We start from the raw sequence: 25,880 nt of genomic DNA, 5'->3' as shown, positions 1-25,880 counted from the left end.
TCGATCGCGAGGTGGGCCCTCCGCCCAGGGCTCGGTCAGCCCGAGCCGAAGAACTCGACGACGTGACGGACCACTTCATCGAGTGTGTCAAGCGAGTACTCCCGGGGCTGCGGCCCTGATTCCTTCACGTGGAATCCAGCCCCGTCTTTCTGGACGCGGAACACCCGATCGCCCCGCCGGGGAAGGGGCATGGTGAAACGAAGCTCGCCGTAGCTGACGTCCGGGTAGAAACCTCGCAGTTCAGCGAAGGGCGCGAGGCTGACGAGGAGCCGCTGACCGCCTGTGGGGTATTGCGAGTCCAGCAGCTCCTGCCACTTCCCTTCGGTGAGCCTTCCCTCCGCGAACGCACGCGCCAGCGTCCCCGGTCGCATGAACGGGAACTCCGACACGAAGTCGGCAAGGGACTCGCCGCGCTGCCAGGCGGCTACTGCCTGGAGTGCCTGGTCGACGTCCTCGGTCGCCCCGGCCGCCCATTCGAGGACGTCAGGCTCGTAGATCTTGACACCGAAGACTCTCGTTTTGGCGCCGACCCAGATATTGACGGTACCTCGGTCGGTGGCGAGATCCGCCCCGGCGAACCCTTCGACGAGACCGTCAAGCAGCAGCCCGAGAGCGGCGGCGCGGCGCTTCAGCGCCTCGGTCAGACCATCGGACATGTCGAGATCGGGGTAGAGCCCTGTCGGATCCCAGGATTGCTTCGACGACCTGTTGCTACTCATCCCAGGGAACCGACCCTTCGCAATTGCACAAGGTGAACTTGCTGTCGACGGGACCGAGCTTGCCGAAGGTGGACCAGTCGGGCTCGGGCGGCCGTGGCACCTCGATGATCTTTCCGTCCTTGCCCACGGCATCGTAGAAGCGCACCGAGTCCCAGGAACGCTGGCCATTGGCCACCGCCATGGCGATCCAGCTCATTTCGAGCTCCGTGGCCTTGCCCCCCTGGAGACCGTTGCGCACCGCGCCAGCGAAGTCGGTGTCCCATCCCTTCATGTTGACGTGGAGGGTGACGTTCGGGTCACCGATCATGCGCGCCACGGGGGCCTTCCAGCCGTCGTCGGGGTTGTTCAGCATGTGGCTGAAGCCATTGCCCTTCGCCCATTCCCCGGTTCCCATGGTGCGCCAGCCGAGGGCGAGATCACAGTTGTGGACCAGGACCGGCGTGGAACCGGCGAGTACATAGTACGTGTGCAGTTCCTCGACGGTGAGGTTGTACATCTCGGCCTCGCCGACCCGGTGGCGCACGCCGACCAGGCGGACGTCGCCGTCCTCGGCGGTGCTGAGGTCGTGGCCCGTGGTGAGCTCGCCGGCCGGGATCCACGCGTGCGCCGTGGCGTCCCAGAAGGGGTGCTTGAAAGTGGTGGGGACGGTGACGGTACGGCCCTGTTTGTCACGGATCCTCAGGTCGACCAGGTCCGTGTCACGGTGGCTACCTTGAGCAGTGACAGTGCGTGCCCCTCGGTGCTTGCCCGTCTTCGGATCCGCCGCCTCCACCTTGTCGCCGGGTTTGATCTTCCCGATCTGTTTGGTGCGCCCGTCCTTCATGAGCACGCGGGTCGAGGGGGTGAAGCTGCACAGAACCCGCCCGGCCTTCGCCATAGCGCCGATGAATCTGGCTCCGCCCCTGGCAATGGCGCCGGCATCCCCCGTCGACATGGACAGGCCGAGGGTGTCGCACTTGTCCTGGTTTTGATTGAAGGCGCACTGGTACCAGGGCTCAAGCATCGTCATGTCACCGAAGGCCGACATGACGGTCTTCAGGAGCTGCTTGTCGGAGTCGATTTCCGCCTGGGTGTAACAGGTGTCGTACTTCGGGAGCGGCAGGACCGGATTACCGAAGCACTTCGACGGCTTGAAGAAGTAGTTGTAGAGCTTCTGCGCCTCCTTCTGCCGCTTCTTCCTGAAGTACTCCTCGGTCGCCTTGTTGGCCTTGTTGACCTTCTCGATGTTCTTCTTCACGCACGCCGAGTCGCAGCGATTGTCCTTCTTGCCGCACACCTCGGGTTCGGCGTCGCACTTCGTGCGGCCCGTGGGGTCGCTGTAGGTGACCGGGTTGTTCTCCGTGTAGCTGTAGCCGTTCATCTGCTGCGGGTCGGCCGAGTCCATGACCGGGTCGACGCTGATGAAGCGGCCAGTCGCGACGTCGTACTCACGGGCCCCGAGGTGGGTCAGCCCGGTCGTGGTGTCGTCGGTGCCGCCGATGAAACCCTTCTGGCCTGGCCATGAGGCGGGTGTCTGGCCGCGGGAGGCGCCGAAGGGGGTGGAGCGGCGCTGTTGCATGGACAGGTCGGTGGCGCTGACGGCGAGTTCGGAGGTGCCATGGTGGTCACCGAGGAGGAACGACAGCTTGCCGTCGTCGGTGCGGATCGCCTGGTTGCCGCCTCCGAGGTCGTAGTAACGGGTGGCCTCGGCGGCGGTGGCGCCCTTGGCGAGGGTGATTTCGGTGGAGCCGAGGTAGAGCGTGGTGTCGGCGTCGGTGCGGCGGATCAGGCGGTTGCCGTCGGCGTCATAGACGTACGAGGTGGTCTTGGTGCCGTCGGAGACCTTGGCGAGGTGCCCCTCGGCATCCCAGCCGAGGGTCTGCTGGTCACCGTCGATGGTTCGGGTGTGGGTGTTGCCGACCCTGTCGTACGAATAGGTGTCGATCGCCGTGCCAGTGGGCCCGGCGGTGGTGACCTGGGTCAGGCCGTGCGGCCGCGGGGACTTGGGCGCGGGGTAGTCGTAGGTACGCTTGACGTCGTTGGCGGCGTCGCCGGCGATGTCGTGGAGGGTCTCGGTGCGCCGGTTGCCGGTGGCGTCGTAGGTGTACGACTGCCAGTAAGGCGCGGGCCCGCCGAGCAGGGACCCTGCGGTGGCGGAGCAGCCGGTGGTGCCCTGGGCCCAGGCCTCGGTGAGGCGGCCGAGGTGGTCGTAGCGGAAGCACTGATTGTCGGTGCCGTCGCGCGACACGTCGCTGATCGACGTGATGTTGCCGGCCTCGTCGTAGCCGAAGGTGGACGACTTGTCGACACCGGGCACGCCCTCGCGGTCGACGCGCGAGTTGTCCAGGCGTTGGGTGCCCCACTGGTAGGTGTTGGTGACCTGGGTCTTCTTGCCACCGCTCTGATAGGTGAACTGCAGCGGCTTGCCGGTGTAGCTGTAGGCCGTACCGGTGATGTACGTGACGCCGCCTGTGCCGGAGAGCGTCACCGGGCGCAGGACATCGTCGTACGTCGGGGTGAGGACGTCGGAGGCGAGGCCGCCTGCCGCTGGGTAGCTGCTCGACTGGACGGTGCCATCGAGGTTGTACTTGATGTTCGACTGGTAGGCCCCGGCCAGGGCGCCCTCGGACGACGGGATCGTAGTGGTCACGCGGTTGGGTCGGTACAGCGTGTCGTAGATGTTGTAGGTGGTGGTGTACGCGCTGCCGCTCGCGCCGCCGACGTAGCGGGTGGTGGAGGCCGGCTGGCCCTCGTAGCCGGCCGGATCCCAGACGTGCTTGGTCAGCAGCGGACCGGTGGCGGTGCCGTCGTGGGTCTCCAGCTCGCGGCCCAGGCCGTCGTAGACGTGGGTGATGGTCTGCTTCGGCTCACGGTCGTCGGTGCTGGTGATCAGTTGATTGCGGTCGTCGTAGGTATAGGTGGACTCGCCCTTGTCAGGGTCCTTCGCCCCGGTCTTGTTGCCCCGCTGGTCGTAGCTGTACGTCCACTTGTTGCCGGCGGGGTCGGTGACCGCGGACAGCCGCCCGGCAGGGTCGTAGTCGTAGTGGGTCGTGGACGGGGTCCCGGTCGGGGTGGCGGCGTTGTACTGCAGCAGGTCGGTGATGCGGCCGCGGACGTCGGTGATGGTGGTGCTCGGAGTTCCGCCGGCCGGCGGAGTGACCGTAGTGCGGTCGCCGCCGTAGCCGGTGCTGGTGGTGGCGAGCACCGTGCCGCCGTCGCCGTTGCCGGCCACCTGCTGGGACTTGGTGACCCGACCGAGGCCGTCGTAGGTGTTCCAGGTCTGGGTCTCCACCGCCAGGGCGTTGTCGAGCTTGAGCAGGTCGGTGGAGGGTGCGCCGGTGTTGTAGTACGGCGCGAAGGTCTTGGCCATCAGGCCGCGTTCGTTGTAGAAGACGTCATTGATCAGCCTGCCGCCCGACGGGCCGGGGGCTTGGGTCTGGCGGGCTCGCAGAAAGCCGTCGTACGGCGTGTACGAGGTGCGCTGCCCACCGTCGTTCTTCAGCGTCTTCGTAGCCACCGCCACCGGCTTGCCGTCGGTGATGGTGTAGTCGAACTCGTAGTTCGGAGTCTGGCTGTTGGCCTTGGAGCGGTTGGGCAGCCAGATCTTGAGGCTGCGGCCGAGCGCGTCGTAGGTGGTGTCGGTGCGCTTGTTGTTGGTGTCCAGCACGGTCACGGGCAGTCCGCGCAGCGTGTCGTACGTGGTCGTGCTGGTCTGGGCGGTGGAGGGGGCACCTGGGGTGGCCGGCGGGGTGGTGACGGTGACCGTGGTGGGGAAACCGGTGGTCGGGTTGTACGCCGTGGTCGTCGTCCGGCCGTCACTGCGGTCGGTGCGCGCCGGCGTGCCGGTCTGCGTCGCGGTGACCGTGCCGGTGATGTCCGTGCTGGTGAGCTGGCGACCGTAGGTGGTGTCGTAGGTGACGCCGGACTCCAGGTAGGTCGCAGTGGTGCCGTTGTGCGACTTCAGGCTCGCGATGTGGGTGGGGTCGCCCTTGACGGGGGCGGCGTTGTACGCCTGTCCGTCGTAGGCGGTGCGGATGTCGGACAGGACGTCTTTGGCGCGGTCCGGGACTGCGTCGCACTTGACCGCCACGGTTTCCACTCGCGAGGGCTTGGTCAGAATCCAGGCGGTGGTGTTGTCGACGTAGGTCGTGCGGGTGCACTGGTCGTCGGCCGCAGTGCCGATGTCACCGAAGTCTTCGAGCTGCGTGACTCGGCCGGCGGTGTTCTCGAAGGTGTTGGTCTGGTAGGTCTGCCGCCACTTGTTACCCATGCCGTCGTCGAGCGAGGTCCACGTTCGGACGGAGGCGGTGCCGGTCAGGTTGGCGGTGGTGGTGCCCCACGCCCGGACCCGACTGGCCGTCTGGTGGTGCCAGGGCGTGCTGACGGTCTTCTCCAGCACCCGGCCGTCTGGGCCGCTGTACTCTTCGGTCTTGTACTCGAAGCCGGCCGCGGAATCGTGGTCGGTGATGGTGGCGCCGTTGTCGTCGGAGACGGTGACGGACTTGGTGCCGTCGGCGGTAGACGGGCCCTTGCGGTCGCCGTCCATGCCGCGCAGGAAGTAGTGGTCGGTCTGCGACTTCATGCCGACCGGGTCCTGGCCGCCGGTGCGCTCTCGCACATGGCCGTAGCCGCGCCACTGCGACCAGGTCTTGTACTTCTCCTTGGTCAGGCCGTCGTCGTCGGCGTAGTGCCAGGCCGCGCCGTCGAGGTAGTCGTAGCGGGTGACCATGTCCGGCGAGGAGTTGGTGCGGTCGGTCTCGGTGACCGACTCCACCACGTACTTGTTGAACCACTGCAGGGTCGGGTCGGGGTCGCCGGACTTGGTGAAGTAGACCGGATAGCAGCGGGTGTTGTTGGTCTGCGGGGTTGGCAGGTTGCCCGCGTCGCAGGCCGCCGCGGAGTAGTTGACGTCGATCTGGCCGCCGGACTCGTCGGCGACGGTGGACAGGCGCTCCTTGATGAACGGGGCGGTGTCGTCACCGGTGACGTCGAGGCGGTTGGCGTCCTGGTGGTACCCGAAGGTGACCTTGGGCAGGGTGATCTCGGGGGTGGCCGACTTGCCGGTGTGCTGGATCGAGTCGAGCAGCAGTTGGTAGTCGATGTCCGCCATGCCCCAGCGGTGTCCCAGCGTCCAGGTGTCGATCGGGGCGTAGGTGCCGTCCGACTTCAGCACTTGCGTGGTGACCCCGGTCAGGCGCTTACGGGTCCAGAAGCTCGGGGAGGCGGATTTGGTGCAGTCCTCCCCGGACTTGCAGTTCAGGTCCCACGGCGTGTCGTACCAGTAGAACTTCTGGTCGTCGATCGTCGAGGCGTCGCAGGTCACACCGGTCTGCGGCAGGCAGCGCTCGGCCGAGGTGAAGGTGACCTTGGCAAGGGCCTTGGCCGAGTAGACGGCATCCTTGCGCAGGCCGTACTCGATCCGGTCCAGGTAGCCGCCGCGGTCGTAGGCCGTCTCGTCGGCGGCCGTGAGGTTCCGAGCGTAGTAGTTGGATTCCTTCTTGTAGTAGTAGGCGATCGCGTTGCCGTGGACGTCGACGGCGTAGTCGAGGTTCCAGCGGTAGGCCTGCCGGCACCAGGAGTCGGCGAAGGTGGCGGCGTGGCAGGGTTCGCCCTCGTCGTCTCCGTAGACGGGGGCCGTCCAGGTGGAGTCAGTGGCGTCCTTGTCCGACGCCCAGCCGGGCAGGCGGTTGTAGCCGAAGAAGTACTGGGTGCCGTCGGTCGTGGTGACCTTCCAGTACTCGTCGTTGCGGGCGCCGTTGGAGCGGACGTCGGTGGTGGTGCCGTAGACACGCTGGACCTTGGTGCCGTCGTCGCCCCTGATCCTGAAGGTGTCGGTACCGGTCGGGATCAGCTCGCCTGCGCGCCCGTTGAACGAGATGGTGGCGTTGTCGTACGCCCAGCACATGTCGCCGGGCTTGTTGCCGTCGGCGTTCTTCACGTCGTCCTCGGCGCAGCCCTTGTAGCTGCGCTCGATGGAGCCGGGCCACAGGTTGAAGCCGTCCCCCACCCAGGACGACTGGTTGTTGGTCGAGGACGTACGGCCGTCGATGGCCCCGGAGGAGTAGGACAGACCCACGCTGGGCGCGAACTTGCCGGGCACGCCCGGCACAGGCATGTCGTACGACCAGGAGAAGCTGCCCGAGTTCAGGCTCGTCGACCAGGTCGCGGAGGGGGACAACTGGCTGGCGGTGTAGTCGCCGTGGTCGCTGGAGGCGCCGTCGGCGACGGCTGTGGTCGCCGCCAGCATCATCGGTTCGACGCCCGCGATGCTGACGTCGCCGGACAGCTTGGTCCCGTCGTTGCGGGCGTCGACCGGCTGCTGCGTACGGCACTCCTCGCGTTGCGGGGTGGTCGCGGCACAGGCGGGCAGCCGTACCAGCTTCAGGCGGGAGGCATAGGCACCGCCGTACGCCTGCGCGAAGGCGGAGTAGTCGACACTGACTCCGACCTCGGTGCCCTGGGCACCGGTCCCGCGCCGCACGGAGAACAGCAGGCCCCCGACACCGGCCTTCCGGGCGGCCGTCGCGTCCAGCACGCGTACGGTCGCGGCACCCGATAACGCTGTCGGTGCCTTCTGCGCCCCCCGCGCTGCGGGTGCCGTCAGCGACACCGGCAGCGTTCCCGCCCGTCGCGTGACCGCCTTCTCTCCCGGCCGCAGGGTCACCGTCACAGACCCGGCCTTCGGCCACGCGTGCCGCGGCGGCACGTCCGGCACTTTGCGCTGCCCGCCCGTCCCCCGCGGAAGCGGCCTCACCGTGTGCCCGGACATCGGCTTCTCCGATGCCGGGACCCCCGGCATGTCATCCGCCTGTGCCGTCGACGGCGTGAACGCCCCTTGCAGCAGTGTTCCGACCAGCACCCCGGACACGGTCACGGCGACTCTCCGCCGCGCTCTCGCCCACCCCCATGTGCTCACCGCCACAGCGGCCCCTCCTCAGCCTTGGAGTCCCCACAACACAGGGGAGTCATCCTGACTTGCATGGACACGGCTGCGCGGGCCCAGGCCCGTCCAGCCAAGATCATGCGGCGGCCCAACCGGAACCGTGGCCGCCTGCGAATCACCCCGCCCATCCCGTTGAGTGGCGGGTACAAAGGTCCCCCCCATGCACGGGGCGGGCCCTTGGGTCCCGTCCCCGCACTGGTCGTGCCTGCTGTTACGGGCCGGGGGCCGTGGCCAGATCCTCGCCGTTCGCGAGCCGGGCGATCTGCTCCTCGGACGCCACGCCCTGGAGGGTCCACACATCGTCGATCACGCCGGGCCAGTACTCGCCTGGTGTGCCGTCGGTCTTACCACGGCCGAGCTGAAGGCCGGCAGTGGCATTGAAGGGCAGGACGTGGGAGTTCCAGGACACGGAGTCGGTGCACCCGGGAAGATCCGGGCTACCGTCCTCGTCGCTGTCGGTGCAGACGACCTGTTGCAGGCTGCCGTCGACATACAGCCGCATCTGGTCGGCGAAGGCGTCGTAGACCACCGCCAGATGGTTCCAGTTGGTGTTGTTCATGAAGTTGGGATGCTCGGCCGTCGCCACGGTCGCGCCCTTGGCGTCGGAGCCCGGCATTGCCAGCTGCCACCGGCCGGCGTTCGCAGGGTCGGTCGCGCTGGGCACGTATCGCACCGCGAAGCCGCTGTTGACCGAGCCCGCCTGCGAGAACGCCGTCACCGGATGATCCGGCCGGGCCGCAGCGCTCACCCACGCGGTGGCGGTGAAGCTGGTCCCGGTGGAGACGGGCGAGGTGACAGTCCATGCGTAGTCGCCATCGCCGTCCAGCAGCAGACCGCCGGTACCAACGTAGTTGGAGCTGCCGGAGGTGTCGATGGACGCGTTGCCGCCCAGCGTCAGCGTCCGCTGGCCCGACGAGTCGTCGGCGGAGGTCACCGGTGTGCCGGAGCCGGAGTCCAGCTTCCAGCGGCCCTGGACTACCGGACGGGCCTTGTTCAGCTCCTTTACCTCGTCACCGGACAGCGCCCGGTCGAACAGCCGGACATCATCCAGGTCGCCCTTCATGAACGCCTGGGGTCCACCCGTCACCTTGTAGCCCAGGGTGACCGGGCCGGTGGCAAGCCAGGGGGTGGTGAAGGGCTGCGTGTCCTTCAGTACGCCGTCGACGTAGAGCCGGATCTCACCGACGTCATAGTCGTAGACGCCCACGACATGAGTCCACTCCCCGAGCCGGGCGGCCGCGCAGTTCACGTTCGGATCACAGGCGTTCTGACGGGCCCGTACCAACGTGGCGCTGGTCGAATCGGAACCGGCGCGCAGGAAGGCCCAGCCGCCCAGTGCCGAGGAGTGGACCAGTTCGAAACCTGGGACACTGGCGCTTCCTTGGGTCACCGCCATCATCGCCCGGCTCTCTTTGTCCTTGGGCAGCCTGGCCCAGGCGGAGACCGCGAAGCTCTGATAGGTGTCCAGCACCGGCCGCGAGGTGATCACACCGTCGTCGACGCCGTCGAACGTCGCCGCCGTACCGTCAACGCCCGCCGAGCCCAGCACGGCTCCACCGTTGACAGACGCTGACACCTCCTGCGACCGACCGGCGACCACGGTCGCCGAGGCCTCCTCGTCGAGCGGCCAGACCACCTTCGCCGGACGGTTGGTGTCCACCGGCTGCTTGGCGTACAGGCGGCCGATCTGGGCGTCGGTGAGCTGGTAGTCGAAGAACTGGACCTCGTCGAGACCACCTGTGAAGAAGCTGTTGAGCTCGCCACCACCATCGGTCGCCCCCAAAACCGTGCGCCCCCGGCCGTCCTACAGCGAGTCGTAGGCCGCCGCACCGGCCAAGGCACCGTCGACGTACAGCTTCACCTGCGAAGCCGGGTTGTCGAAAACACCGACCGCATGCGTCCACACCCCGAGACGGCTGCCAGCGCACTGCGTGTCCCCCGTCGCACAGGCGGGCTGCATCGCACGTGACGCGGTCGAATCGGCCTTGTCCTCCGTGTGCCGGACGAAAACCCAGCCGTTGCGGGACGGAGAATAGTAGAGCTCGTAGGCAGTCGTGTTCGCCCCGTCCTGAGCCAAGGCCACGGAACCCGTACCCGTGTTGATGTCGCCGAGCTTCGCCCACAGCGACACGGAGAAGCTCTTGCGTGTATTGAGCACCGGGGAGGTAGTGGCGGCGTAGTCGTCGGCGCCGTCGAACCGCAGGCCGTGGCCCAGGACGCCCTCCCCACCCGGCGCCGCACCGTTCAGCAGAGCCGGCCACTCCCCGCCCGCTCCGCTCACCGTGGCCGAGCCGGCTGCCTCGTTGAGCTTCATGTTGAGCCGGTCAGGCTGGCCCGCGTTGACACGAAACTGGTAGGTGCGGATCTCACTGCCATTGCCCGCCGTGTCGAAGGCCTGCGCCGTAATGAAGTTGACGCCGGACTTCGTCGGCATGAACTTCGTCGTCTGCGCGGCGCCACCAGAGGTGGTCAGCGTGTGCGCGCTGGTCGGGTCGCCGTTGATGCCGAACCAGTACTTGGACACGTCCGTGGACGAGGAGTCGATGGTGAAGGTGCCGTACCGGCCCACCCCGTCCAGCCACGGGTCGTTCGGGTCCTCAGGGTCCGAGGCCGGGTACTGGGTGGAAACGATCGAGGGACCGGCGGGCACGCTCGTGTCGTAGACCAAGAGGCAGTCGGTCGCCGAACCCGAATAGCTCCACGGCGACCACTGCGCGCTGTCGTAGGAGCGCACGTGCCAGCCTACGGTCTTGTTCTTGGGGATGCTCGCCGGAAGCGAGACGGAGAAATCGGAACCCGACTTCTTGTACGTCGTCCGGGCCGAGGTCCAGTGGGCCGTGTAGCCTTTGCCGTCACCGGCGTCCCAGGACGCCTGGAACTGCACGGCGATGTTGTCACCGTCCGGGTCCGTCACGTTGTTCGCCCGGATCGTGGGCAGGATGCGGACCCGCTTGGCCGTCGAGGAGCAAGCACCGCCGGGGTTCTGCGTCAGCTGCGACATACGGATTTGCGTCGGCGGGCGATTATACTCAACCCGCAGCCACGCGTCGTCGGAGAATCGTTTCCACGATAACCGGTCCTTCTCGTCCTTGGCTTTCAGTCCGAACGTCGTGGTCGACCACCCGTTGGCTGCCGCCTGCTGCACTGCACGCAGCGCCCAGAACTCCACGCTGCCGCCGGGGCAGTCGCTGCTCCAGCCCTTCGCCTCGCTCAGGGTCTTCTGAAGATCGATCCAGAAGCCGTCGGCGATCTGGGTGTTCCACGTCGTCGAGGAGTTGATCCCTTTGGTGCGCCACAGCTCTACCTCGGTCTTGGTGCAGTCGTAGGAGTGCGTCTCGTTCACCACGAACTCCGCCGACAGGACCGTCTTGCCCGCGAAGCGCGAGGTCGGGATCGTATAGAAGATCCGCTTCACGTCCTCGGGCGCGCAGCGCGCGTCACCCGCGCAGTAGCCCATACCCGAGTCGGAGTTGCCGTTGAACTTCCACTGCGGGGACGAGGCCCAGTAGCGGGAGGCAAAGGTCCAACTACCGGCCTTCGGTGAGTACCACTGCGGGTCGATATAGACCGGGAACGTGGAATTCTTCAACAGCTTCTGGTCCGGCTTCAGCACCAGCGCGTCGACCGAGGGGATGCTCACGCCGATGGGCGCGACATTCACGGACTCACCGGGACCGTGCGAGGGATCGGCGGCTTCGGCCGCCATCGCCCCTGTGGTACGTGCGGCCCCGGTCGACGTGCCCTTACTGGAGTCCCACATCATCGGCTGCGGAGCCTCGAAGACCGGCCCCCCGGCGCCCTGGTCGACCGCCGCAAGACCACCCTCCGGTGTAATGCGTACGTCCATGCCGTGCGCGTCCATCGCCAGCCGCAGCTCGGCCACCTTCGGATTGGCCGCGGCCTCGGGCGTCTTGACGATCAGCATCTCCGAGGCGCCGTCGACGCTCGCCTTCACCTGAAGGTCCACATCTTCGAACACCGACGGATAGGTCGCGGTGTCACCGTCGATCAACGGCTCGGGCAACGCCGTCGGCCAGGACAGGGACAGCCTCCGGCCCGCCCGCTCCAGCGTGATCAGCGGCTGTTCCTTCCCACCGCCGGAGAACGCGATACCCACCGTTGCCACCTTGGGCGCGACACTGCCGTCCGCACGCCTTTCCAGCGCCGTGTCGATGGTCTTCCACTCACCATCCACCCGAGCTCGCACCGGGCGCAGATGTTCCACGGCCTCGAAATTGCCATTCGGAAGGGCGTACGTCTCGCTGGTCTCACCACGCAGCGAGGTGATCTCCACCTTCTTTCCCGAACGCGCGGCCTGAGCGAAAGCGGCGCTCTCCGTGCCCTTCGCCGTCGCCGCTCCCTGGGCCACTTCCTGCTGCGCCCGAGGAGCGGCGACCGCGGTCCCCGTGAAGGCCGGCACCATCCCGCCCAGCAACGTCAGACCTGCAACGGCGCTCACTGCGCATGCAGCGGCGCGCCGCCGTCTGGGAACCGTCATCCCCCAGCCCCTCCCCGGACCTTTTATCGACAAAATGATCAAATTATCGCCAGTCGAAGGTAGAGGGAGGGCAACAGCTCGTCCAGACAAACCGATGGGCAAATCCAAGGATTCGACCGACAAAATCTATGGAGAATCCGTGTGACATCCGTCACGATGTCCACACTTAGCCATTACACCCAACAGGAAATGGAAGCGCACGGCAAAATCAAGGGGAATTTAAGGTGAACACTCCATAGATACGGCAACGCCTTTCACCTATGTCACTACGTGATACCGAACGTCAACCCAGCCAGGGTTTCCGGGCGGCCCCATTGGCTGCGCTGCCGGAGTCAGACTCGGGGCTCTCCGAACAGCGCCGCCCGCGCCCCAAGCCCGGCAAGATCAGTCAGAACCCCGAACTGGGCACACGTGCGCCGTGAGCCGACCCGGGCCCTGCGCACCGGCGGAGCCATGCGCCCGCCGCACCGGCAGTCCTACAAGCGCCGGCCCCGCACCATCAAGGACATGGTGATGATCAGTGAGCGGCCCGCCGAGCCCTCCGACCGCGCGGCCCCAGGGCACCGAGAGGGAGACCTCATCATCGGCAAGGAAGCCAAGTCGGCAATCGCGACGCTCGTTGAGCGCAGCACCCGCAACGTGCGCTCGCACCGTTGCCCAAGGCTCACCGTGCGGCCAGTACCCGCGACGCCCTCACCGACGCCGTCCAGACCCTCCCACCAGGCCTGACGCGGTCCCTGACCTGCGACCAGGACTCGGAGGTGGCCGCACACAAAGCGTTCACAGTCGCCACCGACATCCCGGGTCTCTTCTGCGACCCCGGCAGTCGCCTGGCAGCGCGGCTCGAACGCGAACACCCATTGGTGCAGCCTTGGCGGGCCGGGCTTCTTCGGGGCGTCAACGGCCTGCTGCGGCAGCATTTCCCGAAAGGCACCGACCTGTCAGTCGACACTCGCGAACACCTGGCCGTCGTCGCCCCCGAGCTCAACAGCCGACCACGCAGAACACTCGGCTGGGAAACCCGGCCGAGCGCCTCGCCAAGCCGCTCGCGGCCTGATCAACAAACCACGCGTCACTTTCGCACGCGGTCCGTCCCAGGTTGTGGCGGCTGCGCGAAGATCCTCGACGCCCGTCCTGACATGGCGCTCGGCTCGCGCCGCCCTCACCCGTGCAGGGGTCCGGCCATCCGGGACGGCGTCCGCGGCCGTCGCGGCGGCGGGCGTCAACGAGGCGCGGCGCGGCGGGAGTCGCCCGGCGGGCGGGCCGGTGAACGGAGTCGGCGGGCGGAGCGGACGGCCAGCCGGCAGGGTGCTCATGGCGCGCGGGTTGTCACACCATGGTGGGGTCCGGCCCCGCTCGGAGGGGATCCCGGCCCGATTCCGGCGGGCCGGGATCACCTCCGGGCGGCCGGGTCAGAACTTGCCGTCGCGGTCCTTGACCACCCGGAAGCTGCCCACCACCGCCTCCTCCTCGTCGAAGAAGCCGTCATTGGACCGCGGGTTCACGCCGTCGCTGGAGCTGTGCGGCCCGACCGTGGCGATGGGGGCGCCGTTGTCGCAGACCGCACCGCGGAAGACCTCGACGGTACGGCGGGTGTCGTTGCGGATGTTCAGGCTCTTGGCGCCCAGGCCGCTGACCACGGTGATGCAGCCGCCCGGGTGGGCGGAGTACGACCGCTCGTTGATGTGGATCAGGCCCTCCTCGTCGAAGCCCTTGCCCCGGCCGTCGTTGCCCTCGTTGCCCTCGTTGCCCTTCCCGGAACCGCCGAGGGGCGCCTGAGCGGGGGCCGCCTGGCCCGGGGCGGAGGCGGCCGAGGCGTAGGTGATGCCGGTCGCGGCCAGGGCCGCGGCGGCCGCGATGCCGGCGGTGACGGCGGTGGAGCGGGTCATCAGCATGCACGTCTCCTGTCTGAGAGGGCCGGCCGCGCAGCCGGCGCATGACCGAACGTACAAACAGCTCCCATGACTGTCATGTCGGATATGTCGCCAGACTGTCGTCGGCGGGCCGAACGAGGGACCCGCGGCACCCGCAGTCCCCCTCGCCGACAGCGGGTGACCCATCAAATGCCTTTGTACTTTGAGGGCTTGATGGGGAGTTAGCCCTTTGAGGTGATTACCTGACGGGTGGTCACCCCTTCGATCGGGAGGACGCGTCCGCCGACGTCACACCACCGTCACCGGGTGCCGGACCACCGCGTCGAAGAGGTAGCCCTGTGTGTTGGGCGTCGTGGCGCCGGGCTGGGTACGGCCCGTGGAGTCGGTGGCCCGGGCCAGCAGGGCGTACCCGCCCGGGGCCGGCGGACGCCAGTCGGTTGACCAGCGGACCCAGCCTGACCGGCGCGGCGCGTCGTGCAGCCGGGCCCGCCGCCAGGTCGCGCCCCCGTCGGTGCTGACGTCGACCCGGACGATGCCGCCGGCCCCGGACCAGGAGCGGCCGGTGAGCCGGTGCTCGGTGGCGTCGAGGCTCGCGTCCCACTCCAGCTCCCAGGCGCTCTTGACGGTCTGCCGGGTCAGCGGCGCGCTGCCGCCCTCCGGGTACGCCTCACCGAACAGCCGGTAGAAATCGGTGTTCCAGGGCGAGTACAGAGGCCGTGCCGACACCTCGATGTCGCCGACCCACTTGATCGAGGCGACGCCGATCCAGGACGGCACCAGGACTCGCACGGGGTGGCCGTGGTCGTACGGCAGCGGCTCGCCGTTCATCTCGTACGCGAGCAGCACGTCGTCGAGCGCCTTGGACAGCGGCAGCGGGCGCCGCACCGGGCCGAGGTCGGTGCCGTCGGCCGTGACGTAGTCGGGATCGAGGCCGCGCGGCATGACGTCGACCGCGTGGGGGCCGAGCCCGGCCCGGCGCAGCACGTCGGCGAGCCGGACACCGGTCCAGCGGGCGGTGCCGATCGCGCCGAGCGTCCAGGCCGTGCCGGCGACGGTGTCGCCCTGCTGGCTGGTGAACAGGCTGCGCCCGTTGCCCGCGCACTCCACGAAGGCGGTGCGGGTGACCTTCGGCAGCCGCTTGAGGTCGTCGAGGGAGAACTCGACGGTCCGGCGGTGCACGAGGCCGTCGCCCCGGACGGTGAGGGTCCAGTCGGCGGCGTCCAGGACGGGGGTGGAGGTGTGGTTGCGGACGAAGAAGTGGTCGACGGGGGTGTGGTAGCCGGTGCCCGCGAGGGCGGCGAACCTGGTCTCGGCGTTGGTGCCGCGCACGGTGAACCACGCCTCGGGGAGGGGTTTGACGATGCCGGCGGCGGCCGTCGCGGGGGCGGCGAGGGCGGTGGGCGCTGCCGTGGCGGCGAGCCCGGCCGCCGCCAGGAGCCGGAGCATGTCGCGCCGGGAGACCCCGTCGGCACGGGCCTCACCGGCGAGCCACTGGCGCAGCCTGCGCCGGTCGTAGGCCAGTTCACGGGCGGATTCGGGGGTGCGCATGGGTACGGGCCTGCCTTTCGGGCGGGGGCGGTACGCGGACGGCGGCGACTCGACCGGGACGAACGGGCCGCGGCCCGGATCGGCACCTGGCAAGGGCACGTGCGGGGAGCGCTCGGGGCCTGGAACGGCCGCGGGGAAAGGGCCGTTCAGACGATGACGATCAACAACAACAGCGAGGGGACGCGAGCGCACGGAACCGCGGGGCGGCGGGGCGGCGTCGGCTGCTGATCACCCGGCCCATGGTACGAGGCCGCGGCCCTGGCCGGCGGTGAATCCGGGGGAATCGGCGCGGGGAGAAACGGATGAGCGCCGGTCGCCGGCACCCCACCGCGGAAGCCGCCGGGGCCAACCGGACCGCCTTCGGGAGCCCGGGTTCACACCAGGCGCAGCAGCACGAAACCAGACGCGGGCCGACAACGGGAGAACGGTGCCGACAGCGGGCGCGGGGGCGACAGAGGGCGCGCGGGGGCGGCAGCGCGAGGCCGGGGCGGAGGGCGGCAGCGGGCGCGCGGGGCTGAAGCGGGCGCGCGGGGGCGGCCGTGGGACGGCGGTCGCAGGTGGCGGTGGGAGGGTGCTCGGGGCGCAGGGTCAGTGGGTGTCCAGGATGTCCAGGCCGGTCAGGGCGCTGATGGGGTCCGGGGCCGGGGTGCCTCTGGGCCACCAGTCGTCGTGGCCCGGTTCCGCTTCGTAGGCGTACCACAGGCCGTCCCGGCCCAGGCGGAGTTGGACCTGGCCCCGCGGGTGGGTGAGGTGGTTGCGCCATGGGCGGAACGCGGGGAGACCGGCGGCGAGCAGCAGCGGGCGGGCCCGGTCGAAGCGGCCCGCCGGCGGGTCCCAGGGCTCCTCCAGCGTGGCGAGCCCGTCACGTCCGCCCTGCCGCCAGGCGGCGACCGCGCGCGCCAGCTCGGCGGGGGTGCGGCCCGCGGCGGCTGCCAGCGCGGAGTAGAGCGCGCGGGCGGCGGCGGTCAGGCCGGAGCCGGGGCGGGCCGCGGCCAGCCGCACCGCGTCCTGCCACAGTGTCAGCTCGCCGACCGTGTCCCGCCCGGTGGACAGCAGCGCGTGCGCACGGGCGGCGGCGTCCGTCGCCAACTGGTCCAGGACGAAGGGGTCGGGGCCGCCCGGCGCCGCCGGGTAGACCGGGGGCTGTCCGGGGTGCGCGGGCGGCGGCAACGGCGCCGGGAGCGGGGGGAGTTCGCGCGCGGCCAGGGCCTCGGTGGCCCGCACGCCGGGCAGCGGGCGCGGCTGCCGGTCCTGTGCGGCGCGGGCCGCGGCGGTGGCGCTGCGGCGGGACAGCGCGTCGAGCAGGTGGCGTTCGCCACGGCCGCGCAGCAGGAGCAGGACGAAGGGGTCGGCGTCCAGCAGCCGTGCCGTCTGGTAGCAGAGCGCGGCGGCGTGCTTGCACGGATGGCCCGAGTCGGGGCAGCTGCATCGCGGGTCGAGGTCGCCGGCGCCGGGCAGCAGCGCGGCTCCGGCCTCGGCGAGGGACACGGGCAGTTGACGGTCGAGCAGCGCGGCGATGCGGCCGGGTCGGTCGGCGGCGGCGTCGAGGAACCGCTCCCAGTCCGCCTCGTCGAACGTGCGCAGCCGCACCTGCACTCGGTAGGGCCGCGGCCGGCTTCCCCGCACGTAGGCCAGCACGAGTCCCGGTGTCACGGTGATCGCGTCCACGTGCCCCTGTTCGGCGTACCCCCGGCCGCGCGCCAGCCGCTTGGCATCCAGCGCGCCCCGCTCCAGCGCCTCGATCCAGGCTTGGCCCCACCAGGTGGCGGCGAAGGGCGCGTCCGTGCCGTCCGACGGCGTGCGGCCGGGGAACGCCGGGAAGGTACGGCGCAGTTCACCGTCGCGGTGGGGGGTGGCCATGGTCCGGGGAAGGCGCGGCGGATCCGTCCGGGTTCCCTGGTCGGTCGGGGTGCCGGTGTGCTGGGTGGCGGGGTCGCCGGGTGGTGCGGGATCGGGGTGCGCGGCGGGCGGTGGTGCCGACGGCCGGAGCGGCCCGCCGGTCCCTCGTGGCTCCCGGCGGGCCGCCCGAAGGGCGTGGCGGGCCGCGTCCGCGGGACGGCCGGCGGACCGGGCGTGAGGGCCGGCCGGACGTTCGGCGTCCGGGGCGGCCTCGCCGACGGGAGAGAGAGCCACGTCCGGCACGGCGGCCGTGCGCTGGGGCGCGCCGTCGCCGGACCGCTCCCGGGCGGCTCGCAGGGCGCGGCGGGCGATGTCGGCGGGGCGTTCCCGGTCGGCCGTCATGCCGTCCTCCGCAGTGACACCAGGTCGGACAGCTCACGGTCCGTCAGCTCAGTGAGGGCCGACTCACCGGAGCCGAGGATCGCGTCCGCCAGGGCGCGCTTGGACTCCAGCATCCGGGCGATGCGGTCCTCGACCGTGCCCTCGGTGACCAGGCGGTGGACCTGCACCGGCTGGGTCTGCCCGATGCGGTAGGCGCGGTCGGTGGCCTGTTCCTCGACGGCCGGGTTCCACCAGCGGTCGAAGTGGACGACATGGCCCGCGCGCGTGAGGTTCAGGCCGGTGCCGGCGGCCTTGAGGGAGAGCACGAGGACCGGGGTCGCCCCGTTCTGGAAGCGGTCCACCAGGCGTTCCCGCTCCGGTACGGGCGTGCCGCCGTGCAGAAGGTCCACGGGGACCGCGCGAGCGCCCAGGTGGGCGGTGATCAGCCGGGCCATCCCGACGTACTGGGTGAAGACGAGGGCGGAGCCGTCCTCGGCCAGCAGGGTGTCCAACAGCTCGTCGAGCAGGGCCAGTTTGCCGGAGCGTGCGGCCAGGCGGTCACCGGGCGGCGGCTCCTTCAGATACAGCGCGGGATGGTCGCAGATCTGTTTGAGCGCGCCGAGCAGCTTGAGGACCAGGCCGCGGCGGGCGATGCCCTCCGCCGTCTCGATGGCGAGCATCGACTCCCGCACCACCGCCTCGTACAGCGCGGCCTGTTCGCGGGTGAGCGGCACCGGGTGGTCCGTCTCCGTCTTGGGGGGCAGTTCGGGGACGATTCCGGGGTCGGACTTCTTGCGGCGCAGCAGGAAGGGCCGGACCAGTCGGGCCAGCCGGTCCACCGCTTCCTGGTCCTCGCCGTTCTCCACCGCGCGCGCGTGCCGGGCGCGGAAGGACTTCAGCGGGCCGAGGAGTCCGGGCGTCGTCCAGTCGAGCAGCGCCCACAGTTCGGACAGGTTGTTCTCGACCGGGGTGCCGGTGAGGGCGACGCGCGCGGGCGTCGGGACGGTGCGCAGCGCCTTGGCCGTGGCCGAGTACGGGTTCTTGACGTGCTGTGCCTCGTCCGCGACGACCATGCCCCACGGCTGTTCGGCGAGACGGGGCGCGGTCGAGCGCAGGGTGCCGTACGTGGTGAGGACGAAGCCGCCTGCCAGGCCGTCGAGGGTGCGGTCGGGGCCGTGGAAGCGGCGGACCGGGACGCCGGGCGCGAACCGGGCGATCTCCCGCTGCCAGTTGCCGAGCAGGGAGGCGGGACAGACCACGAGGGTGGGTTCGTCGCGGGCCCGCTTCAGGTGCAGCGCGATGACGGTGATCGTCTTGCCGAGGCCCATGTCGTCGGCGAGGCAGCCGCCGAGGCCCAGGGAGGTCATCAGGTCGAGCCAGGCCAGCCCGCGCAGTTGGTAGTCGCGCAGCGTGGCGTGCAGTCCTGCGGGCGGCCGGGCGGGGCGGATCCCGGCCGTGAGGCGGTCGCGGAGTGCCGCGAGCGCCCCGACCGGCACCGCCTCGACGCTCTCCCCGTCGACCTCCGCGGTGCCGGTGAGCGCCACGGACAGCGCGTCGACCGGGTCGAGCAGGCCCAGTTCGCGCTTGCGGGCCTTGCGGACCAGCGCGGGGTCGACGAGCACCCAGCTGTCGCGGAGCCGGACGACGGGCCGGTGCGCCTCGGCGAGCGCGTCCATCTCCGCCTCGCTGAGCGGATCGCCGCCGAGGGCCAACTGCCAGCGGAACTGGAGCAGTTCCTCGCTCTCGAAGAAGCCGGTGCCGTCGGTGGCCGAGCCGGGCGCGGAGCGCACCACCGCGGTGGCCGTCAGGTCCTGCGCCAGGTCCCGGGGCCAGTGCACGGCGACCCCGGCCGCCGCGAGCCGGGTGGCCGCCACCCCGAGCAGGTCGCCCAGTTCCCCCTCGGACAGGGCGAGCACGTCGGGCACGTCCTGTTCGGCGAGCCGGTCCAGGGGCGGCCACACGCGGGCCGCGCGGCGGACGGCGAGGGCCGCGTCCACGCGCGCGCGTGGCCCGAACGCCGTGTCGGCCTCCCCCGCCCACAGGGCGGCGGCGTCGGCCACCAGGGTGGGGTCGGCGAGGCTGTGCACCTGGACGATCGCGGCGCCCGCGCCGCGGGTGCCGTCGCCGCCGGGGCCGGTGTCGAAGAGGTCGTACGCCGACAGGTCGAGGCGGAGCGAGATCCGCACGCCCGCGTCCATGCCCGCGGCGACCTCCGCCGCCCAGTCGTGGGCGGCGGGCAGCAGGTGGGGCTCCCTGGCGGCGAAGGGGCCGCCGCAGGCGTGGGGGGCGGCCGGGGTGCGGGGCAGGGTGTCGGCGATCGCGTCCAGGAAGGAGCGCATCAGCGCCTCGGGTTCGGGCAGCCGGAGCGGGCCGGGGCCGGGCAGCGGCACGGCGTGGCCCTCGGCGGGCAGGGCGGCGGCGACGGCGCGCAGGTGCGCGATGTCGTCGGGCTCCAGTGGGCCGGCCCGCCAGGCGTCGTGTCCGGCGGGGGTCAGGCCGGGCAGCAGCCGGCCGCGGGCGGCGAGCCGCAGCGCGTGCAGGGCCGCCGCGCCCCAGCAGGCCGTCGCCGGGTGAGCGCCCGGATGGTGGCGGGCCCGCACGAGCAGCGGGAGAGCCGCGTCGAGCGGCAGGGTCAGCGCGGGCACCGTCCTGCGGCGCACGCCCGCGCCGTGCCGGCGTACGACGGTCAGCTCGTCGTGGCGCACGACGGTCGGCTCATCGCGGCGCATGAGGGACGGCTCGTCGTAGCGCGCGACAGCCGGCTCGTCGCGGCCCACGAGGGTCGGCTCGTCGTGGCGCGGGCCCGGCGGCTGTCGGTGATCGGCGGCCCGGTGCGGCTGGGCCGCCACGGGCGCGCTGGGCGCGCCGGCCGCCGCGGGCAGGGGCCCGCCGTCGGGGTCCCAGAAGGCGATCCGGCCCTCGCGCGGGAGCGCCGCGGGGAGGTAGACGGCGGCGAGCCGCACCGGAACGGGGCCCTCGCCTCGTCCGGGTTCCCCGGTTCGCCCGGCCACCGCGGCCGTGTCGCTCATACGTCCTGCCACCTCCCGCCCGTGCGTCGGACCAGACGTCTTCGACTGTACGGGCGGGGTCTGACAACCGGCCCCGGCGGCCGGTCGGCGCCGGGCCGTCAGGGCACCGTGCGCGAGACGACGTAGACCATCGGGTAGGTCGGGTCGGACATGTTCACGACCACGTCCTGGCTGGGCGCCGGGTTCTTCTGCTTGCGGGTGAAGCCCGACCACGGGCCGGGGCCCGTGAAATCCCAGCCGGTGATCTTCTGGTCGCGCCCGCTGATGGGCAGGTCGTCGGGTTTCAGGTCGTCCCGCCGCATGCCGAGGGCCTGCAGATAGCTGTCGAGTCCCGCGACGGTGGTGCGGAACTGGACGTAGAGCCTGCTGGTCTTCCAGTTGTTGGTCTCGTAGTAGGCGATCTGGTCCGCCGGGTGCGGGACGTTCACCTGGTAGAGGCGGCGCTGCACCTTCGACGGCCAGCCCGCGCTGAGACCGGTCGCCGAGTACTTCGCCTCCTTGGCCTTGCCGCTGTCGCGGCTCTGCGCGGCGGAGATCACCAGATAGCCGGCCGGTACTCCGATGAGCAGCCCGATGATCAGCAGGGTGAGCGCCCGGCGGCGGGCCTTGCGGCCGGGGCTCTCGGCGGGCCGTTCCCGCATGTCGGGCGGTTCGGACTGACGCGGCAGCGAAGCGGTCATGCGGTGTCCCGGGGGCGACGGGCCTCCGCGTACCGTTCGTAGCGCTCGTAGCGCTCCACCCGGCGGCGCTTGGCCCGGCGGAAGCGGCGGGCGACCAGCCGGGCGAGGTCGGCGGCGCCGACCATGCCGGCCTCGGGGCCGAGCTGGGCGCGGGTGATGCGGGCCTCGGGGCGGTAGCCGCGGCCGGTGAGATGGCGCTTGAAGGCGTCGCGGGCGGGGCCGATCAGCAGGTCGTCGGCGGCCGAGACGCCGCCGCCGATCACGAAGCAGGACGGGTCGAGGGCCGCCGCCAGGTTGGCGATGCCGACGCCCAGCCACTGGCCGATGTCCTGGAGCAGTTCGACGCACATCGCGTCGCCCTCGCGGGCCAGTTCGGTGATCATCGGGCCGGTGATGTCGCCGATGTTGCCCTTGACGTGCTCGATGATCCCGTACGCCACCGGGGAGTCGGCGGCGGCGAGTTCCCTGGCCTCGCGGACCAGCGCGTTGCCCGAGCTGTACTGCTCCCAGCAGCCGCGGTTGCCGCACGGGCAGCGGTGGCCGCCGGGCACGACCTGCATATGGCCGAACTCGCCCGCGACCCCGTATTTGCCCCGCTTGACCTGGCCGTCCTCCAGGATGGCACCGCCGATGCCGGTGCCCAGTGTGATCATGACGAGGTGGTCCTCGCCGCGGCCGGCGCCGAAGCGCCACTCGGCCCAGGCGGCGGAGTTGGCGTCGTTGTCGACCAGGACGGGCACGGCGAGCCGGCCGGCCAGCCGGTCGCGCAGCGGCTCGTTGCGCCAGGACAGATGGGGGGCGAACAGCACGCGGTTGCGGTCGGCGTCGACCCAGCCGGCCGCGCCGATCCCCACCGCGTGCACGTCGTGCCGGTCGGACAGGTCGAGGACCAGTTCCACGATCGTGTCCTCGACGACCTTGGGGCTCTTGGACTTGTCCGGGGTCTCGGTGCGCAGCCGCTCCAGGATGTTGCCGTCGGCGTCGACGACGCCCGCCATGACCTTCGTGCCGCCGATGTCGATGCCCACGGTGGGCACTCGCGGGGCGGTCAGGTGGGACCGGCGTTCCCGCGTGCCGACCGTGCGCAGGACGGGGGCTCTGCGGGAGCCGATGGGGGCCGTGAGGTCGCGGTAGGTGCTCATCAGGGCCGATTCTGCCTCACCGCGGGGGCCGGTGGGGTACGGGGACCTGACGGGGGCCGGCGGCTCAGCCGCGCCGCAGTTCGTGGCGCAGGGCCTCCAGGTCGGCTCCGCCCGCCATCTGACGGGTCAGCTCGTCCAGGGTGATCTCCTCCCGTGTGTGGTGGCCCACCATGGTGCCGCGCCGCAGCAGCACGAACCGGTCCCCCACCAGATACGCGTGGTGCGGGTTATGGGTGATCAAGATGACACCCAGGCCCTGATCACGTGCCGCCGCCACATATTTGAGGACCACACCGGACTGCTTCACCCCCAGTGCGGCGGTCGGTTCGTCCAGGACCAGGACCTTGGCGCCGAAGTACACCGCCCGTGCGATGGCCACACACTGGCGTTCACCACCGGACAGCGTTCCGATCGGCTGGTCGACGTCCCTGAGGTCGATGCCCATGCGCAGCAGTTCGGCGTGGGTGGTGCGGCGCATCAGGTCGACGTCCAGGCGTCTGAACGGGCCGAAGCCGGTCCGCGGCTCCGAGCCGAGGAAGAAGTTGCGCCACACCGGCATCAGGCCGACGACGGCGAGGTCCTGGTAGACCGTGGCGATGCCGCGGTCCAGGGCGTCGCGCGGGGAGGCGAGGCGTATGTCCTCGCCCTGGATGCGCAGCGTTCCGCCGTCGTTCCCGTGCAGCCCCGCGACGATCTTGATCAGGGTCGACTTGCCCGCGCCGTTGTCGCCGAGGACGCACGTGACCTCGCCGGGGTGGACCTCAAGCGAGACGCCCTCCAGGGCGCGCACGGTTCCGTAGTGCTTGCTGACGTCGGACAGCTCCACGAGGGGCGTACGCGTCTCGTTCCGGGTCATGGGGTGGCCTCCGCGCGCTTGCGGACCCAGGCGTTGAGCAGGGTCGCGAGGAGCAGCATGGCTCCGAGGAAGAACTTGAACCAGTCGGGGTTCCACTCGGCGAAGACGATGCCCTTGCTCGTCATGCCGAACAGGAGCGCGCCGACCGCCGAGCCGACCGCGCTGCCGTAGCCGCCGGTGATGAGGCAGCCGCCGATGACGGCCGCGATGATGTAGATCAGTTCGTTGCCGACGCCCTCGCCGGACTGGACGACGTCGTACGAGAAGAGCAGGTGCTGGCCGCAGATCCAGGCGCCGAAGGCCACGCCCATGTAGAGGCCGATCCTGGTCTTCTCGACGGGGACGCCCACGGCGCGGGCCGCGTCCTTGTTGCCGCCGACCGCGAAGATCCAGTTGCCGGCGCGGGTGCGCAGCAGGATCCAGGACGCGACGGCGACCAGGGCCAGCCACCACACGATGGTGATCTTGAAGTCGACGCCGCCGAGGGTCAGCGTCGAGGCGAACACCGCGCGGGCGGACGGGAAGCCCTCCATGTCGGCGACGGTCTTGGTCGAGACGGTGCCGTCGATCAGCTTGGTGAAGCCCAGGTTCATGCCGGTCAGCATCAGGAAGGTGCCCAGCGTGACGATGAAGCTGGGCAGCCGGGTGCGGGTGAGCACGAAGCCGTTGAAGAAGCCGATCGCGAGCGTGGCGAGGAGGGAGACGCCGGCGCCGGCCCAGACGTTCGCCGTCATCTGGTAGCTGAACATCGACGAGATCAGCGCGGAGGACGTCACCATCACCCCGGCGGACAGGTCGAACTCGCCGCCGATCATCAGGAGCGCGACGGGGACCGCCATGATGCCGATCGTCGAGGACGCGTACAGGACCGTGCTCAGGCTGCTCGCGCGCAGGAACCCGTCGGCGGCGACGGCGAAGAACAGGAAGACGGCGAGCGCGCCGACCACGGAGCCCAGTTCGGGGCGGCCCAGCAGGCCGCGCAGCGGCGAGGTCCGCAGAATCCTTTCATCAGAGGAGGTCGGCAGCGCGCTCATCGGGTGCCCCGCTTCGTGTACTGCGCCAGCTCCGCCGCCTCGTCCTCGGTGACGATCTGCGGCCCGGTGAGCACCGGCCGGCCGCCGCCGAGGACGTCTCCGTTGTACTTGTACGCCCACAGCAGGTCGACGGCCTCATAGCCCTGGAGCCAGGGCTGCTGGTCGACCGCGAATCCGAGGCTGCCGTCCCGCAGCCCGGCGGCGACCTTGGCGTTGAGGTCGAAGGTGTCGATCTCGGCCTTGCTGCCCGCGTCCGAGCGCGCCTTGACCGCGGTGTCCGCGTAGGGCGCGCCCAGGGTGACGACGGCGTCGACGGACGGGTCGGCCTGGAGCCGGGCCCCGATCGCGGACTGCACGTCGGGCATGTTGGTGCCGTTGACGTAGAGGTTGTCGACCGAGCCGCGGAAGGTCTCGGCGACGCCGGCGCAGCGCTGCTCGTGGCCGACGTTGCCCTGCTCGTGCAGGACGCACAGGACCTTCTTGCGGCCGCGCTCGTTCAGCTCCTCGCCGACGGCCTCGCCAGCCACGCTCTCGTCCTGTCCGATGTGCGCGAGCGCGCCGAACGCCTTGGAGCGCGCCGAGCCCGAGTTGACCGTGATCACCGGGATGCCGGCCTTCTCGGCGCGGGCCAGGGCCGACTTCAGCGCCTCGGGCTTGGCCAGGCTGACGATGATCCCGTCGACCTTCTTGTCGACGGCCGCGTCCACGAGCTGCGCCTGCTGCTGGGCCTCGTCGTCATGCGAGTAGAGGAAGTCGATGTTGTCCTTGACGGCGGCCTGCTTGGCACCGTTCTGCACGATGTCCCAGAACGTGTCGCCGTCCCCGGAGTGGGTGATCATCGCGAAGGTCCAGCGGGGGGTGTCCACCGCCGCCCTGCCCTGGGCCGCCGCGGCCTTGCGGGCGTCCTCGGCCCGTTTGCCGCCGGTGCTGCTGCATCCGGCGAGGGTCGCGCCCAGCGCCCCCGCCACCGCGATGCCTACCCAGGTCCGAAACCGTGCCACGAGGCCGTGCCTTTCTTGCCGTGCTCTGACGTACGCGAGGGGCCGCCGGTGATCGGGCCGGCAGCCCCAAACGTCCTATTGTCGGACACGGGAATCAGGGGTTCCGCCGCGGGGAGGGCCGACCGGTCAGATTGTCCGGACATCGCGACGCGTCCGGCCGTCCGGCCGTCCGGGAGCGCGGGAGCGCGGGAGGGCCGCCGCGACAGGGGCGGGCGGCCGGCCATGCCCTCCGGGCTCGTACGAGCTGCCCGCCGGGACCGCAGGCGCCACCCGCCAAGTCCGTACGGGCTGCCGCCGAGACCGTACGAACCGCATACTGGCGGCGCCGGCACCATCCGCTCGGCGGTGGCCGTGGCC

The 25,880-nt window shown here is 70.5% G+C and carries 12 protein-coding genes and 2 pseudogenes; 1 reads left to right on the top strand and 13 read right to left on the bottom strand.

Going from position 1 to position 25,880, the window contains the following annotated elements; translation table 11 throughout:
• Positions 1–35: 35 nt before the first annotated feature.
• The 4 genes from AC27LF_RS25795 to AC27LF_RS25780 all read right to left on the bottom strand — a co-directional run bounded on the left by AC27LF_RS25795 (position 36) and on the right by AC27LF_RS25780 (position 12,139).
• Complete coding sequence (locus AC27LF_RS25795) at positions 36–719, bottom strand: hypothetical protein (RefSeq protein ID WP_479658792.1); 684 nt, start codon at positions 717–719, stop codon at positions 36–38.
• Complete coding sequence (locus AC27LF_RS25790) at positions 712–7,368, bottom strand: polymorphic toxin-type HINT domain-containing protein (protein ID WP_479663713.1); 6,657 nt, start codon at positions 7,366–7,368, stop codon at positions 712–714. The genes AC27LF_RS25795 and AC27LF_RS25790 overlap by 8 nt, the downstream gene beginning before the upstream one ends.
• 484 nt (positions 7,369–7,852) lie before the next feature.
• Positions 7,853–9,424 carry a LamG domain-containing protein gene (locus tag AC27LF_RS25785; protein WP_479658794.1) on the bottom strand — a complete coding sequence of 524 codons (1,572 nt, stop codon included), beginning with the start codon at positions 9,422–9,424 and terminating at the stop codon, positions 7,853–7,855.
• A gap of 21 nt (positions 9,425–9,445) precedes the next feature.
• Positions 9,446–12,139, bottom strand: a complete 2,694-nt coding sequence (locus AC27LF_RS25780) for a LamG-like jellyroll fold domain-containing protein (protein WP_479658795.1) — start codon at positions 12,137–12,139, stop codon at positions 9,446–9,448.
• A 411-nt stretch (positions 12,140–12,550) separates the two neighbouring features.
• Between AC27LF_RS25780 and AC27LF_RS25775 the strand changes: the two are divergent.
• A pseudogene (locus tag AC27LF_RS25775) lies at positions 12,551–13,196 on the top strand (IS30 family transposase); the annotation flags it as partial.
• 355 nt (positions 13,197–13,551) lie between these two features.
• Here AC27LF_RS25775 and AC27LF_RS25770 read toward each other — a convergent pair.
• The 9 genes and pseudogenes from AC27LF_RS25770 to AC27LF_RS25730 form a co-directional block, all read right to left on the bottom strand.
• Entirely contained in the window at positions 13,552–14,034 is a 483-nt protein-coding gene (locus AC27LF_RS25770; protein ID WP_479658796.1) for a hypothetical protein, read from the bottom strand.
• A 267-nt stretch (positions 14,035–14,301) separates the two neighbouring features.
• The gene (locus tag AC27LF_RS25765) at positions 14,302–15,561 is read right to left on the bottom strand and encodes a sulfite oxidase (protein WP_479658797.1); all 1,260 of its coding nucleotides are present in this window, start codon (positions 15,559–15,561) and stop codon (positions 14,302–14,304) included.
• Between the two features lie 588 nt (positions 15,562–16,149).
• Positions 16,150–17,436 (bottom strand): annotated as a pseudogene (locus AC27LF_RS25760) (SWIM zinc finger family protein); the annotation flags it as partial.
• Between the two features lie 362 nt (positions 17,437–17,798).
• Positions 17,799–20,810, bottom strand: coding sequence for a DEAD/DEAH box helicase (locus AC27LF_RS25755; RefSeq protein WP_479658798.1), 3,012 nt, complete (start codon positions 20,808–20,810; stop codon positions 17,799–17,801).
• A 98-nt stretch (positions 20,811–20,908) separates the two neighbouring features.
• Entirely contained in the window at positions 20,909–21,490 is a 582-nt protein-coding gene (locus AC27LF_RS25750; RefSeq protein ID WP_479658799.1) for a sugar kinase, read from the bottom strand.
• On the bottom strand, positions 21,487–22,632 hold the full coding sequence (locus tag AC27LF_RS25745) for an ROK family glucokinase (RefSeq protein WP_388706551.1): 1,146 nt from the start codon (positions 22,630–22,632) through the stop codon (positions 21,487–21,489). The genes AC27LF_RS25750 and AC27LF_RS25745 overlap by 4 nt, the downstream gene beginning before the upstream one ends.
• A gap of 64 nt (positions 22,633–22,696) precedes the next feature.
• Positions 22,697–23,488, bottom strand: coding sequence for an ATP-binding cassette domain-containing protein (locus AC27LF_RS25740; protein ID WP_479658800.1), 792 nt, complete (start codon positions 23,486–23,488; stop codon positions 22,697–22,699).
• Positions 23,485–24,522 (bottom strand): ABC transporter permease, encoded by a 1,038-nt coding sequence (locus AC27LF_RS25735; RefSeq protein WP_479658801.1) that lies wholly within the window; start codon positions 24,520–24,522, stop codon positions 23,485–23,487. The genes AC27LF_RS25740 and AC27LF_RS25735 overlap by 4 nt, the downstream gene beginning before the upstream one ends.
• Positions 24,519–25,523: a sugar ABC transporter substrate-binding protein gene (locus AC27LF_RS25730; RefSeq protein WP_479658802.1), complete on the bottom strand. Its 1,005-nt coding sequence runs from the start codon at positions 25,521–25,523 to the stop codon at positions 24,519–24,521. The genes AC27LF_RS25735 and AC27LF_RS25730 overlap by 4 nt, the downstream gene beginning before the upstream one ends.
• Between the last annotated feature and the right edge of the window lie 357 nt (positions 25,524–25,880).

The sequence above is a fragment of the Streptomyces diversicolor genome, assembly GCF_057537855.1.
Note: the sequence above shows the minus strand (reverse complement) of the source record. Positions and strands in the feature narration are given on the sequence as shown.